Below are 15,066 nucleotides of genomic sequence, written 5' to 3'. Positions count from 1 at the left end.
GCCTCAGCGGGCCTTGAGCAACGCGGTCAGCGTGTCGGGCTTGCTGGTGTCGCGGACCAGGTGCGGGTACTTCAGGCCATCGTGGTAGTCGATGCGGATGGTTTTGTACTCGTCGAAGTTCTTCACCAGCAGTTCGACGGACTGGTTCTTGTCCTTCGCCGCCGCGGTGACGGCATCCTTGAGCGCATCGGAGCTGTAGTCGTGGCCGTTGACGGCCACCACGGTCATGCTGGGCGAGAGGCCGGCCTTGAACGCCGGGCCATCCCACAACACGTCACCGATGGAGCCGTCCTTGCCGATGGAAACGCCGAGCGAGTAGGTGAGGTCGGCGGAATGACGGCGCGATTCGATCGCCTTCACCGCATCGGACGGCTTGTCGGTATAGACCAGCTTCCAGCCGTGCGATTCGATGCCGCCGATCAGCGGACCGTGGCCGTCGAGGCGGCTGCGCAGATACTTGGCCCAGTCGTACGGAGCGATGCCGTTGAGCGTCTTGACCACGTCCTCGAAGACGTAGGTGTTGACGTCCCACTTGCCGTTGTCCATGCCGAAGAACGCCTTGCCGAAGTCGTCGATGCTCTTCTTGCCGTGGGTCAACTCACGCAGCTGGCCGTCGACGTCGAGCCAGATCATCTGGCCGGCCGAGTAATAGTCCTCGCTGGCCTGGTAGTTGCGGTACGGCAACGGCGCGCGCTGGGCGATGACCGGGTCGTTGGTGGTGTCCTGCACGTTGCGGAAGCTGGCCAGGCCCGGACGGCCCTTGTCGTAGGTAGAGGCGGTATAGGCCCACATGTCGTGTGCCTGGTCGGCGTCCCACAAGCCCGAACGCGCGGCCATCACGTGACCCCAGAACTGGGTCTGGCCCTCGTACACCCACAGCAGCGTGTCGCTCATCGGCACGTTGAAGCTGGGCGTGGCCAGATCCGCGCCGCGGCGGTACTTGCCGTCCCAGGAGTGGTTGAACTCGTGCGAGAACAGGTCGCGGCTCAGCGCGTTCTTCTTCCACTCGGTGAAGAAGTCGGCACCGGTGCCGTCCTCGCTGGAGCGATGATGTTCCAGCCCGTTGCCGCTCATCTTGTCGCTGAGCGACACCAGGAAATCGTAGTGGTCGTAGTGGTGCGCGCCGTACATCTTGTACATCTGCTGGACCAGGTTCTGGAACAGCTTGAGCTGCTCCGGCTTCACGTCCAGGTACTTCGCGTCATCGGCGACGATGTCCATGTGCACCGGCGTCTTGGCGCCCGGATCGAGATCGAGGCGCTTGAAATACTTGCCCGCGTAGATCGGCGAATCGACCAGGTCGTCGTAGTTGATCGGCTTGAAGTTCAGCGTGTCGCCGTTCTTCGAGGCCACTTCCAGCGCCGTGCCGGCCTGCCAGCCGGTGGGCAGCTTCACGCTGGCTTCGGTGTTGATCTGGCGAGCGTAATAGCCGGCCGGATACATGGTCACGGCGTTCCATTGCAGGTTGAGCATTTCCGGTGTCATCACCACGCGGCCCTGGCGACGATCCTGCGCCGACAGGAACTGGAACGTCAGATCCACGCTGGTCGCGCCTTGCGGCACATCGACGTGGAAGGCATAGACGTTGAGCGGGTCACGCGTCCACGGCAACACCTGGCCATTCGCCTTCACCACCAGCCCGGCCATCTTGTCGATCGGGCCGGTCGGCGAATGGTTGCCGGGCAGCCACTGCGGATACAGCAGGGTGAGCGGGCCGGCGGCGACCGGCACGGTCTCCTGCACGCGGAAGATCCGGTGAGCCAGGTCGGTGGCATCCACGTTGATCTTCAAGGTGCCCTGATACGGCACATCCTGCGGTGCCGGGACATCGGCAAGCGCGGTGAAACTGACCAGCCCGAGGGCGGCGACAGCGAGGGCAGAGGCGAGGCGGGTGACTTTCAATGTTTTCTCCGGGTGGGGATGTGGAAGTCCGACAGGCGTGGCCGTACGAGCCGAACATCACGGCGCGAACCGGGCAAAACCTGATGGACTCCGGATATCCACGCCGCCGAAAACTGCCGCGACATGAATCCAAGGAGCCGATGCTAGACCGCGACAGCCACGCTTAACCCATGCCGAAGGTCATGGCTGCACGTCCGACGTATCGACCTGATCGGAACAGGTACGATCATGGCACCCATCTTGCTGGACTGCGTGGGCACCATCCCCACCCACCCACCATCGAGACCCGCATGCACGCCCTCTTCGCGACCCGGAAGCACGCCGAAGATCCGGAGCAGCGCCGCGAATACGCCCGTTACCTGGCGCGACAGATGGGGCCGATGATCCATGCGCTGATGCTGATGGCCACGTTGTCCTATACCGTGGCCATTATTGCCAGCAGCTTCGTGCGCCCTTCGTCCGTGCCCCTGCTGCTGCGACTGGCACCGCTGCCGCTGCTTGTCATGGTGGCCTCCGCCGCCAAATACGTTCGGCGGCCGCGGCTGCTCAGCCTGCTGGCGCTGTCGTGCGTACTGCTGTTGGAGATCGGCATCAACCTCAACGGCATCGGCCGCCTGCACGGGCAACCATGGGTGCTGCCGGGCCTACTGTTGCCGGTGGTGTCGTCGGTGATCTGGCTCGGGCGCTGGGATTTCGCCGTCGCGATGGCGCTGTGCGCGTTCGGGCCGCTGCCGATGTTGTTGCTTGGCGGCGCCGACGGTGTGCAGATCTTCCAGTACTTCGTCTACATGGCCATTTCGATTTCGCTGGCGGCCGTATTGCGCTCGTTCATGGCCAGCACGCTGTTCGCGCAATTCCGGCTGGAACGGCAATTGCGCGAGCAGGCAAGCACCGACGGCCTGACCGGACTGTTGATGCGCAACCGATTTCTGGAACTGGCCCGGCTCGCGCTGGCCAAGCTGCAACGCCAGCAACAATCGGTGTGCATCTTGTTTCTGGATGCCGACCATTTCAAACGGATCAACGACGACCACGGCCACGCCGCGGGCGACGCGGCACTGGTTGCGCTAGCCGCCACCCTGCACGCGCAGATGCGCCAGGGCGACCTGATCGGCCGTATCGGCGGTGAGGAGTTCGCCCTGTTGCTGCCCGGCCTCGACCTGCAGCATGCCGGCGCCCGTGCGGAACGGCTGCGCCTGGCGGTGCATGAAATCCAGCGACCGGATGGTCCGTTGACCATCAGCATCGGCATCGCCGAATGCCGTCGCCCCGACGAGCCGCTCGAAACGCTGCTGGCGCGCGCCGACCAGGCCATGCGCCAGGCCAAGCGCGATGGCCGCGACCGGATCGTCAGCGCGATCGACAACTGGCGGTGATTATCACGACTGGCCCGCTTGAGCCATCTTGCTGTGCCGGATGCCGTACGCAAAATAGATCACGCAGCCCAACGCCATCCAGATGACGAAGCGCTCGTAGGTGATCCACGGCAGCCCGTAGATCAGCACGGCGGAGAACACGATGCCCAGCGGCGCGGTGAACCACACCGCCGGTGTGCGGAAATTGCGCTTGAGGTCGGGCCGGCGCACGCGCAGCAGCATGATCGAGCCGCAGATGATGATGAAGGCGCTGAGCGTACCGATGTTGACCAGCTCGGCCACTTCGCCGATCGGCAACAGGCCCGCCACCAGCGCCGTGAACAGGCCCAGGATGATGGTCGGCCGCGCCGGCGTGCCGAAGCGTGGGCTGACCTTGGCGAACCATGCCGGCAACAAGCCGTCGCGGGCCAGGGCAAACCAGATGCGCGCCGCGCCCAGCATGAAGGCAAACAGCACGCTGGTAACGCCGATCACCGCGGCAACCGCGATGACGATACTGAGCCAGTGCAGGCCGATCGACTCGAACGCATCGGACACCGAGGCTTCGCCGCTCAGCGTGCTGTACGGCACGATGCCGGTGAGCACCAGCGACACCGCGATGTACAACACCATCGCGATGGCCAGCGACAGCAGCACGGCGCGGGGCAGGTCGCGCTGAGGATCCTTCGACTCCTCCGCGGCCGTGGTCAGCGTGTCGTAGCCGAACACCGCGAAGAACACCACGCTGGCGCCGGTCAACACACCCTGCCAGCCGAAGTGGCCGACGCCGCTGGCGGCATCAACGACGCGCGCGGGGATGAAGGGATGCCAGTTCGCGGTGTCGATATAGAACACGCCCACACCGACCACCAGCAGCACGCCGATCACCTTGATCGCCACCACCAGCGTGTTGAAGCGCGCACCCCATTCGGTGCGCACGGTGAGCAGCACGGCCACACCCACCGACACGGCCGCCGCAATCACGTTGAAACGGTGACCGTCGCTGGGTCCGGCAATCGCGCTGCCACCGCGCAGGCCGAAAGTCTGCTGCAGGTAGTACTGCATGGTCTGCGCGCTCATGCTCTGCTGCGCCCATTCCGGCAGGTGCACACCGGCCGAGGTCAGCAGCACCTGCACATAGCCGGACCAGCCGATCGCCACCACCGCGACCACCAGCGCGTATTCCAGCAGCAGATCCCAGCCGATGATCCAGGCGACGAACTCGCCAAGCACCGCGTAGCCATACGTATAGGCGCTGCCGGTGACCGGGATCAGCCCGGCGAATTCGGCATAACACAAGGCGGCGCAAGCGCTGCCAAGGCCGGCGATGATGAAGCTCAAGGCCACCGCGGGCCCGGCGTTGGTCGCCGCCTGCTGGCCGGCCAGCACGAAGATGCCGACGCCGATGATGCCGCCGATGCCGATCGCGGTGAGCTGCCACAGCCCCAGCACGCGACGGAAATCGCCACGCGTGCCGACCTCCGCCTGCAACTGCTCGACCGTCTTGTGGCGCACCAGCTTGCTGAAAAAACCCATCGTGTGACCCTCGGAAGCAAGCGGCGATCATAACGAATACGCCGACGGCATGACCGGCGCGATGCCCGCGGGCATCCATCATTCGCACCGGAGGTTGCCGCGCCATCGAAACCGCGCACCCATGCTGCGCCGCACCTGTACTTCCCCGCGGATACCGGGCGAACATGCGCCCTGGTATCCCGTGCTCGCCATCCGGTTGCGGCGAACGACGGAAACAGCTATCGGGCCACACATCGGGGAAACATCCATGCCTATCCGCACCCACCGGCTGGCCGCCGGCATCCGCGGCGCCCTGTTCGCCGCGGCGTTCGGCTTGCCATGCGCCGCCCTGGCCCAAGTCGCCGGCAAGCCCGCACCGGCCAGCTCGACCGCCAACGCCACCGAGCTGGGCAAGATCACGGTGACCGCGCAGAGCCGTACGCAGGAGGTGCAGGACGTGCCGATCGCGATGAGCATCGTCACCTCGAAGCAACTCGACATCGTCGCCGCCACCGACCTCAGTCAGACCAACCTGTTCGTGCCCGGCCTGGTGGTCGATGGCAGCGACCCGACCCAGCCGACCTATCGGCTGCGCGGCATCGAGACCAATGACTTCGGCATTGGCACCGATTCGGCCGTGGGCGTCTACGTCAACGGCGTCTACCAGACGCGTTCCGGGGGCGCGTTGATGGCGCTCAACGACGTGGCGCGGGTCGAAGTACTGAAGGGCCCGCAGGGAACCTTGTTCGGCCGCAACACGGCCGCTGGCGCGATCTCGATCGTCACCAACGAACCCACCGACAAGCTCGAGGGCAACGCGCGCGTCCGCTACGGCGAGTACGGCAAGCGCTACGGCGACGCCCTGCTCAACGTGCCGGTGAACAAGGACCTGGCCGTGCGCATGAGCTTCCTGGACAACCAGAGCGACGGCTATCTCAAGGATGCGGTCACCGGCCAGCACTACGGCAAGGACGACGAATGGGGCGCACGCATGGTGGCGCGCTGGCAGGTCACGCCCGACAGCACCGTGCACCTGTCATGGGACCACGATCGCCTGCAGCAGCCCTCGCGCATGGACGTGGGCCTGATCCCGCTGTCGTCCACCGACCTGTATCAGCGCGCGCCGTTCCCGGCCGATCCATCCACCTATTACGACCCGCGCCATGCGCCGTTCTTCAACGACAGCGACGGCGGCCGCGAACGACGCCAGTACAACGGCTGGACCCTGGCTTTCGATCACGGCTTCGACTGGGGCAACTTCACCTCGACCACCAACTACGCCGCCTACAACATCTCGCACGTCGAGGACGGTGACGGCACCAACCACCTCACCACCCACCTCGACACCGGCGTGATCAGCCAGGGGCGCACGCTGTACCAGGAGTTCAAGCTCAGCGGCAGCAACGACCTGGTCGACTGGGTCGCCGGCGCCAGCTATTACATGGAACGCGCCAGGCAAACCAGCCTGGCCACGGTCAACACCGACACCTACGACACGCTGGCGATCAATAGCGGCCTCGGCGCCAACTTCACCCCGGACGGCACGCTGTTCCACTACTTCGACTCGCTGCTGCAGGCGTTCGGCCTGCCGTACCGGCTGCTCGGCGATCCGTGGACCGAGACCGTCAGCAACAACGGCCGCTTCAATTCCTATGCCGCCTATGGCGACGCGATCTGGCATGTCACCGACAAGCTCAACATCACCACCGGCCTGCGTTATACCCATGATCGCAAGTATTTCGACTGGTACACGCCAGTCCGCTATGCGCCGCAGCTCGATGCAACGATCGATCAGCTCGATGCCGCCGGCATTCTGGCGCTGGCACCGGCGCTCACCGGTGGCGCGCTCAGTGCCGATGCCCTGCGCGCCATCCTTACCCAGAACCAGATCTTCCCCAACGCGGTCGGCCAGCTGGTCAGCAAGGACAACAGCTGGAACGACCTGAGCCCGCGCCTGGTCGCCGATTACAAGTTCACGCCCGACACGATGGGTTATGCGTCACTGGCCAGGGGCTACAAGGCCGGCGGCTACAACGGCACCGAGCCCGGCTCGCAGTTCGAGCCGGAGAAAGTGTGGAATGCCGAGGTCGGCATCAAGAGCACCTTCCCCGAGCAGCACCTGCTGCTGAATGCCTCGGTCTATCACTACCGCTACACCGACAAGCAGACCCTGGTGGTGGTGCCGTCCACCGACGGCCTCGGCGTGCCGACCTACCAGGTCAGCAATACCAGCCAGGACGCCACCGGCGTGGACCTGCAGGTGCAATGGATACCGGTGGACGACCTGCAGCTGGGCTTCAACGGCAGTTACATCGATTCGAAGTACTCCACCGCGCGCGTGCCGGCCGGACTCGATGGCCAGGGCGATGCACTCTATCTGGACGTCTCCGGCCAGCCGGTGGACGAACCGAAGTACTCCTACAGCCTCAGCGGCGACTACACCTGGCACGGCGTCGCCCATGGCGACCTGAGCTTCCACGCCAACTACGGCTACCGCGGCCGCATGCGTTGCAACGACGCTTCGGTCTACCAGGGCAAGTGCGCGTTGCCGACCAACTTCGACCTCGGCGAGCCGCAGCAACGCACTGACCTGCGTGTCGACTGGAACGCGGCGAACGGTCGCTGGGGTCTCGGCGCGTACGTGCAGAACCTGTTCGACAAACAGTACGTCAGCGGGCTGGGCACGATCTCGCAGTCGGTGCTTGGCACGCCGTACGCCTACGTCACGCCACGGCGCATGTGGGGCGTCGAAGCGCGCGTGAAGTTCTGAGCACCCCTCCCGACCCGGTAGGAGCCCGCTGGCGGGCGATGCTCTTTCTTCGGACATCCAGAACAGGAGCATCGCCCGCCAGCGAGCTCCTACCGGGCGTGCTCAGCCTGGCGCGACGTTGTGCGCAGCGGCGCCGACGTGCGCAACCCGCCGAGCCACGGCAAGGCCAGCGCGCTCAGCCCGAATATCGCGGCGAACGCCAGCGCGATATGGCCGTCCAGATGGCCGATGCCGAACCAGACGCCACTGAGCAAGGGCACCGCGGCCGTGGCCAGCACGCGCAGAGCTTCCGCCCACGAGGCCCAGCGCCGACCCTCCATCAACGCACCGATCACGCACAGGCTGATGACCAAGTACGCCGCATACCCCAGCAGCGCGGACAGGCTGGCCGTGCCGGCCATGCCGAGGAACTGCGTCGCCATGCCCAGCAACAACGCGAACTGCAGCAGCACGTAGAGTTTCATCGGCCATGACAGCGGCGGATTGAAGCGCTCGCTCGGCATCGTGAAATCCGGCTTCGGATAACGCGTCGCCACGTCGGCCGGACGCCAGCCTGGCGGCTTGATCCAGACCAGCAACTTGTCGCGCCAGCGCTTCGCATGCCACGCGTCCTGGGCGGTCTTCCAGTACACCTCGACGTTTGCCCACAACGGATTCCAGCTGCGCAGCGGCGAGCGCGTGCCGTACACCGGCGGGTCTTCGTCGTTCTCCTCGACGAAGGTGCCGAACAGGCGGTCCCACACGATCAGGACACCGCCGTAATTGCGGTCCAGGTAACGATCGTTCACCGCGTGATGCGCGCGATGGTTGGACGGCGAACAGAACACCCGGTCGAACCATCCGAGCCGGCCGATCTGCTCGGTGTGCACCCAGAACTGGTACAGCAAGTCGATCAGCGCCACCACCACGAACACCTTCACCGGCACGCCAAGCACCGCCATCGGCAGGTAGAACAGCCAGCCCAGCAACGCGCCGCTACCGGTCTGACGCAGCGCGGTGGACAGGTTGTAGTGCTCGCTCTGGTGGTGCACCACATGCGCGGCCCACAGGATGTTCACCTCGTGACCCATCCGATGCAGCCAGTAGTAGCAGAAGTCGTACAGCAGCAAGGCACCGGCCCAGACCCACAGGCTGTCTTCCGGCATCGCGAACAACGCCAGATGCTGCACGCACCAGGCATAGATGCCGATCGACACCAGCTTGGTGAACACGCCGACGACTTGCGAGATCACGCCCAGGCCAATGCTGTTGATGGCATCGCTGCTGGCGTAGGCGGATCGACCGCGCAACTTCGCAACCAGCAGTTCGATCCCGATCAGCAGAAAGAACACCGGAGTCGCCCAGGTGATGATGAGTTCCTGCGTATTCACGTCGCCGCCTCTGCCTCGACCATCGTGTCGTCGCGCTGCACCGAGCGCGCGATCCACCACAACGCCAGATAATACGCCGACAACACCCACAGGCTGGCCAGCGGAATCGCACCGTGGAAACGGTTCCACGCCAGCAGGCTGTCGCTGAGCATGAACATCAGCGCGCCCAGCGCGGCCAGCCGCGCCGCTGGCGCCTGCGCGTCGCCACGCAACGCGAAGATCCGTGCGCGCACCAAGGCCTGCCCGCCCATGCACGCCAGCACCACCACATAGACCATCACCGGCACGCGCAGCGGCGCGCCGATCGAGGGCCACAACAGGGACAGATTGACCGCGCCGTAACCGAGGCTGGCCAGCAGCAGAAACGGCCGCGCCGCGAAGCCGCTATCGCCAAGAAAGGCGGTGATGAAACACAGGTGGCCGAGCAGGAACGCCACCAGCCCCGGCACGAACAGGTCGCCCGGCAGCATCAGCAACACGTCGCCGAGCAGCGAACAGGCGATGCCGAGCAGAATCCAGCGCCGATAGCGCGGCGATTGCGCCGGCTGCGCGCGCCATGCCAGCACGAAAATCAGCGCCGTGGCCAGCGGCTTGCCGAACCAGTGCAGCCACACCCAACCCTGACCGGGATAGCTCGCCGCCAGCAGCGCCCCGGCGATCGCGGCCAGGCTGGCACCCAGCGTGACCAGTGCAAGTTCGCGCGGATACGGCCGTGGAGCGGCGTTGAAGGCGATGGCGGACATGCACGGTCCCGGTGACGGTGGTTACCCGATCATAGCCCGCCGCCGTTACGTCGGCGGGCTCCGTTGCAACAACCTGCACGCAACGAATGCCGATACGCTCATCGCCCGCGCGATCTCGGTGCGTGCCCCTGCTCCGTGCCATACATTTCACGGTAGACCTCGCTCACACAGGCCTCTAGCCTGCCGCCCTGATGGGCCTTGCTGAAGGCGTCATTGAGCTGCTTCTCGGCCACGTGCAGATTGCGCAGGAACCGGCGGGTATCGTTCGACAAGCCGCAATCGGCCATCTGCTGCTCCAGGCCCGGTTCGTTGGAAGTCTCGCGCCGTGGAGGCACGATGGGGATGCGATCGTTCATGTCGAACACCAAGCAAGACACCTGCCAGTGGCGCGATTCGCCAGCCAGCAGGAATGGCCGCGGTTTTCGCCGTGAAAAGGACCACCAAACCGGTCCGCCGGCGGCCATAACTGTCCCTGTCCGTCACTGATAAACGTGCAGCCGTCCGATCGTCCACGCGTGATAGGACGCCAGCAGCCCCGGCACCGCGCAATCGTCGTACAGGCCGTTGCAACGCGAGCGCAGCAGGGTCTCCGCCGAAAAATACGGGTCGGTCGGTACGCCCGCCACCTGCAACACCATGCTCGGCAGGAGCGCGATGTCGAGCATCGGATACGGGGGAATCGGCGTGCCGGCGAAGTTGCTCTTGACCATGTAGTACGTGAGGTAATCGCGGTAGGGCCGCAAGGCGGCCGGCAAGTTGCGCGAGAGATTGCGGATCTGGCCGCCGAACGAGGGCTGGTGATCGCCGAAGTGGACCAGCACGGTCGGCTGCGGCCGATCGAGGAAATCGCGTTCCAGCCCGCGCATGGCCATGCTGGAATCGTGCAGACGCGACAGATAGGTATCGAAGTTCAGCGCCTCGCCCGGCGAAAGGCCATGCAGCAATCCCCGGTAAGCCGGCGGCAGCGTCGACATCGGATCATCGTCGTGCGGCCCGTGCTGGTTCAGCGTCAGGATCATCACGAACACCGGCTGGCCCGGTTTCTTCAGCTTGTCGTAGACGCGCTTCGCCGCGGCGAACATCTGCGCATCGCTCTCTTCCCACTCCTCCAGCCCCAGTTCGCTGGCGCCGTAGAGATGGTCAAAGCCATAGGCGTGGTACGCGTTGTTGCCGTTGATGAAACTGGCCTCGGTCGGATAGACGCCGATGGTGAGGTAGCCGAGCCGGCGCAGCTGCAGCGCCAACGCGTCGTGCACGTTCGGCGCCAGCACGAACGGCGCATACATGCCGCCGGGACCGAAGATGTCCTGCGGCATGCCGGTCAGCGCCGCGAACTCGCTGACCCAGGTGCCGCCGCCGAACGTATGCACGCGCAACACGCCGTGCGAGCGGGTGCGCGCATCGGGCTGGAACATCGTCACGCGGCACGCCGGCACGTTGCAGGCGTCGTAGGGCGACGGATCGAACGTGCTCTCCTCCAGCACCTGCACGATGTCCGGGTACGGCGGGTGGGTGCTGCCCGGCTGGCCTTGCGCCGTCGCACCCCAGTCCTGCTCGGCGATGGCGTCGCTGGACATCGCCGGCAACTGCACGTCCGAATCGTGCAGGTTGACGAAAAAATTGGTCAGCTGCGCATCGTCCGACAGCTTCTCCCACACATTGCGCGAATGCACCTGTGCGAACGGACCTGTGGGCAGCATGCACAACCAGAACGCGAACCCGCCCAATACGATGCCGCCCATCCGGATCACCGTCGCGCGCCGCGATGGCGATGCGGCCAGCACCCGCCAGTCCCAGTGCCACACCAGGTACAGCAGCGGCGGCACGATCACGAAAAGGCCGATGCCCAGCGCGTAGAGATGCGGGTAATGGCGCAACGTGTCGACCAGGCTGCTGCGCACGTAGTAGATGAAATCCGACGGCATCAGCGATGAATCGAGATAGCGCAGTTTCAGCACCGAAATGAACTTGAGCGCCAGAAACAGGCCGCCGGCCACCACCAGCGCTGTCGCGACCCGCGCGAACACGAACAGCAGCACGACGAACGTGCACACCATCAGCGCCGTGATGAAAATCTGCTGCAGCGGCGTGGGTTCCTGCAGCGCGGTGAGCATGACGCTGCCGGCGAATAAAGCCAGCGCGCACAACGATATGGCGCGGGCCAGCGCAAGGCGTGACGGTAGTCTAGGCATGGAAAGAGAGTCCCCCTGAAGGACCGGATGTCACCGGATCGACATCTTACGGACTTGCCTCGGCAACCGGTGGCATCCCGCGCCATATCGTTCCACTGGCGTTGGGTATTGCCGCATGGCCCGTCGCCTCCCCGGCAGGCCCGGGAACGCATACCGTCACCCCAATCTGCTAGTTTTCGCGATCTGAACCTGCACGCTCCACGGAAATGCCATGCCGTCACGCCTGACCCCGCTCGCCACCCCGCTGCTGATCCTGACCACCGCCCTGCTCGCCGGCTGCGCCAGCCAGGCATTGAAGCCCGGCAAAACGCCCGACGGCGCTCGCGCCAACGTGGCGATCCTGGAGACCACCGACGTTCATTCCAACGTGTTGAGCTATGACTACTACAAGCTCAAATCGGACGATTCGCTGGGTTACGAGCGCACCGCCACCTTGATCCGCCGCGCCCGCGCGGAGTTTCCCAACACCTTCCTGTTCGACAGCGGCGACACCATCCAGGGCAGCGTGCTGGCCGACTACCAGGCACTGGTCAAGCCGGTCGCCTGCGACCAGGAGCTGGCGATCTACCGGGCGATGGACGCGATCGGCTACGACGGCGGCACCGCCGGCAACCACGAATTCAACTACGGCCTGGGCTTCCTGTCGCAGGTCACCGGTACACCGATGAACGTCGACGGCGGCCACGACAACCGCTGCGCCGGCCCGCATTACCCGCTGGTGCTGGCCAACGTCTCCAGCGCGCGCGACGGCAAGCCGATCTTCAAGCCGTGGACGATCGTCACCAAGACCATCGAGGCGTACACCGCCGACGGCAGCAAGATCGAGGTGCCACTGAAGGTCGGCATCATTGGCTTCACCCCGCCGCCGATCATGGACTGGGACAAGCAGAACCTGGCCGGCAAGGTCACCGTCAGCGGCGTGGTTGAAGCGGCAAAGAAGTACCTGCCCGAGCTGCAGACGCAGCATCCCGACCTGGTCGTGGCGATCCTGCACGGCGGCCTGAACACCGCGCCGTACACCCCGCAGATGGAAAACGCCGGCTGGTACCTCGCTGGCGTGCCCGGCATCGACGCGCTGCTGCTCGGCCATTCGCACACCGAGTTCCCCGGCCCGCACTACGCCGGCATGAAGGACGTCGACGCCCATCTCGGCTTCGTGCGCAACGTGCCCGCCGTGATGGGCGGCTTCTTCGGCAAGGACCTCGGCGTGATCCAGCTGGTGCTGAATCGCCAGAACGGCCGCTGGGTGGTCGACCTCGACAACACGCATAGCGAGGTGCGGCCGATCTGCCCGCGCAGTGCGGACAAGTCCGCAAAGAAGGCCGCCTGCGTGCCGGCCGATCCGGCCATCGCGCCGATCGTGCAGCAGGCGCATGAAGCGGCAATTGCCTACGTCAACACGCCGATCGGCAGCAGCACGCTGCGCATGAGCAGCTACTTCGCCGACGAAGGCAACATGACCGCGCTGGCGCCGGTCAACGCGGCCCAGGCCGACTACGTACGCACCGAACTGCCGCGCTCGCATCCCGAACTGGCCGGCGTGCCGGTGCTGTCCGCCGCCGCCGCGTTCCGCACCGGCTTCGGCGGCCCCGACGATTACACCGATGTGGCGCCTGGCCCGCTCACCCTGCGCAGCGCCGCCGATCTGTACTTCTACCCGAACACCCTGGCTGCCGTGAAAACCGATGGCGCCGGCGTCAAGGCCTGGCTGGAAAAATCCGCCGGACGCTTCAACCGCATCGATCCGACAAAGACCGGCGAACAGCCGCTGATCAGCAGCCATTACGTCGGCTACAACTTCGATCAGATCCAGGGCGGCATCCACTACGTCATCGACGTCTCCAAGCCGATCGGCCAACGCATCACCAAGCTGACCTTCAAGGGCAAGCCGGTCGCGCCAGCCAACCCGTTCATCATCGTCACCAACAACTACCGCGCCAGCGGCGGCGGCCATTTCCCCGGCCTCGATGGCAGCAACATCGTGCTGGCCGCCCCCGATGGCACGCGCGAGATCCTGGCGAAATGGCTGGAGCGCAAGAAGCAGATCGGCACGAAGGATCTCGAAGCCACGTCGTGGACCTTTGCCCCGCTGAAAACCCGCGGCCCGGTGGTGTTCAGCGGTGCCGGCAACAAGCTCGACGTGGCTCGCGATGCCCGCCTCGACAACATCCGCCAGCTGAAGGACAACGGCGACGGCACCGCGGTCTACGCAATCGACCTGTCTCACTGAGGCACTGGCATGAGGCAGGCAGTTCGATGACCACGTCGCCGCGCGCCATGCCTGCCTTCACCGACGCCGGCATCCTCGACGTCTGGCATGCCAACGCCGCGCCCTGGGTCGTCGCGGTGCGCGAACAGCGGATCGAAAGCCGGCGGCTGGCAACCGACCAGGCGATCGTCGATGCGGTGCTGGCATGCTCGCCGCGAACGGTGCTGGACATCGGCTGCGGCGAGGGCTGGCTGGCACGCCGGCTGGCCGAGACCGGCATCGAGGTGACCGGCATCGATGCGGTGCCAACCCTGATCGAGCAGGCACGCGCGGCGGGCGGTGGCGACTTTCGCGTGATGTCCTACGAGGCGATTGCCGATAGCGGACTCGATGCACAATTCGATGCCCTCGTGTGCAATTTTTCACTGCTTGGGGAAGCTTCGGTCGAGCGCATGTTCGCCCTGTTCCGCTCGATGCTGAAACCGCGTGGCCACGTGCTGATCCAGACCTTGCATCCGCTGATCGCCTGTGGCGACGAAACCTATCAGGATGGCTGGCGGCAAGGTTCGTGGGCGGGTCTCGGTGTGGACTTCGGCGATCCGGCACCGTGGTATTTCCGTACCCTGGAAAGCTGGTTCGGATTGTTTGCGCGGCACGGACTACGCGTGCTGGACATGCGCGAACCACTGCATCCGCAAACCCGGATGCCGGCTTCGGTCATCTTCGGCGCGCAAGCCGTCGACTGACCGGCGCAGCGATGGATATGACGAAAGGTTGCAAATGCATCTGTTGACCGCAGTGCAACAATCCTCGTAAGGTCAGCTCCATGTCGCCGCTTTCCACGCCCGCACGCATGCACTTCACACCGGTTCGCACCGGCTGCCTGCCATCGCGCGTGGGCGTCATCGCCACGACCACCACGATTACCACCGGTACCACGGGTCCCGGGCGGAGTGTCGTGCGTAGGTAGATTCAACACGCAACGGCCCGCCCTCGACGAGGCGGGCCGG

Annotated in this window: 10 protein-coding genes; 4 read left to right on the top strand and 6 right to left on the bottom strand. The window is 65.3% G+C overall.

Annotation, left to right across the window (positions count from 1 at the left end; translation table 11 throughout):
• Positions 1-3: 3 nt before the first annotated feature.
• Positions 4-1,902 carry a M61 family metallopeptidase gene (locus tag ACPPVV_RS01675; RefSeq protein WP_426701751.1) on the bottom strand — a complete coding sequence of 633 codons (1,899 nt, stop codon included), beginning with the start codon at positions 1,900-1,902 and terminating at the stop codon, positions 4-6.
• A gap of 290 nt (positions 1,903-2,192) precedes the next feature.
• Between ACPPVV_RS01675 and ACPPVV_RS01670 the strand changes: the two genes are divergently transcribed.
• The gene (locus ACPPVV_RS01670) at positions 2,193-3,278 is read left to right on the top strand and encodes a GGDEF domain-containing protein (RefSeq protein ID WP_426701750.1); all 1,086 of its coding nucleotides are present in this window, start codon (positions 2,193-2,195) and stop codon (positions 3,276-3,278) included.
• A 3-nt stretch (positions 3,279-3,281) separates the two neighbouring features.
• Here ACPPVV_RS01670 and ACPPVV_RS01665 read toward each other — a convergent pair whose 3' ends face one another.
• Positions 3,282-4,793, bottom strand: a complete 1,512-nt coding sequence (locus tag ACPPVV_RS01665; RefSeq protein WP_426701749.1) for an amino acid permease — start codon at positions 4,791-4,793, stop codon at positions 3,282-3,284.
• Positions 4,794-5,040: 247 nt separating this feature from the next.
• Here ACPPVV_RS01665 and ACPPVV_RS01660 point away from each other — a divergent pair, with 247 nt between their 5' ends.
• The gene (locus ACPPVV_RS01660) at positions 5,041-7,542 is read left to right on the top strand and encodes a TonB-dependent receptor (protein ID WP_426701748.1); all 2,502 of its coding nucleotides are present in this window, start codon (positions 5,041-5,043) and stop codon (positions 7,540-7,542) included.
• 89 nt (positions 7,543-7,631) lie between these two features.
• Here ACPPVV_RS01660 and ACPPVV_RS01655 read toward each other — a convergent pair whose 3' ends face one another.
• The 4 genes from ACPPVV_RS01655 to ACPPVV_RS01640 form a co-directional block, all read right to left on the bottom strand.
• Entirely contained in the window at positions 7,632-8,912 is a 1,281-nt protein-coding gene (locus ACPPVV_RS01655; protein WP_426701747.1) for a sterol desaturase family protein, read from the bottom strand.
• Positions 8,909-9,655 (bottom strand): lysoplasmalogenase, encoded by a 747-nt coding sequence (locus ACPPVV_RS01650; protein ID WP_426701746.1) that lies wholly within the window; start codon positions 9,653-9,655, stop codon positions 8,909-8,911. Before ACPPVV_RS01650 ends, ACPPVV_RS01655 begins: the two co-directional genes overlap by 4 nt.
• A 98-nt stretch (positions 9,656-9,753) precedes the next feature.
• Complete coding sequence (locus ACPPVV_RS01645; protein WP_426701745.1) at positions 9,754-10,011, bottom strand: hypothetical protein; 258 nt, start codon at positions 10,009-10,011, stop codon at positions 9,754-9,756.
• A gap of 123 nt (positions 10,012-10,134) precedes the next feature.
• A complete protein-coding gene (locus ACPPVV_RS01640) occupies positions 10,135-11,847 on the bottom strand; it encodes a sulfatase-like hydrolase/transferase (protein WP_426701744.1) in 1,713 nt (570 codons plus the stop codon).
• Between the two features lie 211 nt (positions 11,848-12,058).
• Between ACPPVV_RS01640 and ACPPVV_RS01635 the strand changes: the two genes are divergently transcribed.
• Both ACPPVV_RS01635 and ACPPVV_RS01630 read left to right on the top strand, forming a co-directional pair.
• On the top strand, positions 12,059-14,077 hold the full coding sequence (locus ACPPVV_RS01635) for a bifunctional 2',3'-cyclic-nucleotide 2'-phosphodiesterase/3'-nucleotidase (RefSeq protein WP_426701743.1): 2,019 nt from the start codon (positions 12,059-12,061) through the stop codon (positions 14,075-14,077).
• A gap of 26 nt (positions 14,078-14,103) precedes the next feature.
• A complete protein-coding gene (locus ACPPVV_RS01630) occupies positions 14,104-14,802 on the top strand; it encodes a class I SAM-dependent methyltransferase (RefSeq protein ID WP_426701742.1) in 699 nt (232 codons plus the stop codon).
• The last annotated feature ends 264 nt before the right edge of the window (positions 14,803-15,066 follow it).

The organism is Rhodanobacter sp. Col0626 (genome assembly GCF_049994385.1).
Lineage (GTDB): Bacteria > Pseudomonadota > Gammaproteobacteria > Xanthomonadales > Rhodanobacteraceae > Rhodanobacter.
Note: the sequence above shows the minus strand (reverse complement) of the source record. Positions and strands in the feature narration are given on the sequence as shown.

Excerpts from the sequence above, each read along its gene's own strand:
- ACPPVV_RS01660 (WP_426701748.1), top strand. The coding sequence starts at position 5,041 with ATGCCTATCCGCACCCACCGGCTGGCCGCCGGCATCCGCGGCGCCCTG.
- ACPPVV_RS01650 (WP_426701746.1), bottom strand. The coding sequence starts at position 9,655 with ATGTCCGCCATCGCCTTCAACGCCGCTCCACGGCCGTATCCGCGCGAA.
- ACPPVV_RS01670 (WP_426701750.1), top strand. The coding sequence starts at position 2,193 with ATGCACGCCCTCTTCGCGACCCGGAAGCACGCCGAAGATCCGGAGCAG.
- ACPPVV_RS01640 (WP_426701744.1), bottom strand. The coding sequence starts at position 11,847 with ATGCCTAGACTACCGTCACGCCTTGCGCTGGCCCGCGCCATATCGTTG.
- ACPPVV_RS01665 (WP_426701749.1), bottom strand. The coding sequence starts at position 4,793 with ATGGGTTTTTTCAGCAAGCTGGTGCGCCACAAGACGGTCGAGCAGTTG.
- ACPPVV_RS01635 (WP_426701743.1), top strand. The coding sequence starts at position 12,059 with ATGCCGTCACGCCTGACCCCGCTCGCCACCCCGCTGCTGATCCTGACC.
- ACPPVV_RS01630 (WP_426701742.1), top strand. The coding sequence starts at position 14,104 with ATGACCACGTCGCCGCGCGCCATGCCTGCCTTCACCGACGCCGGCATC.
- ACPPVV_RS01645 (WP_426701745.1), bottom strand. The coding sequence starts at position 10,011 with ATGAACGATCGCATCCCCATCGTGCCTCCACGGCGCGAGACTTCCAAC.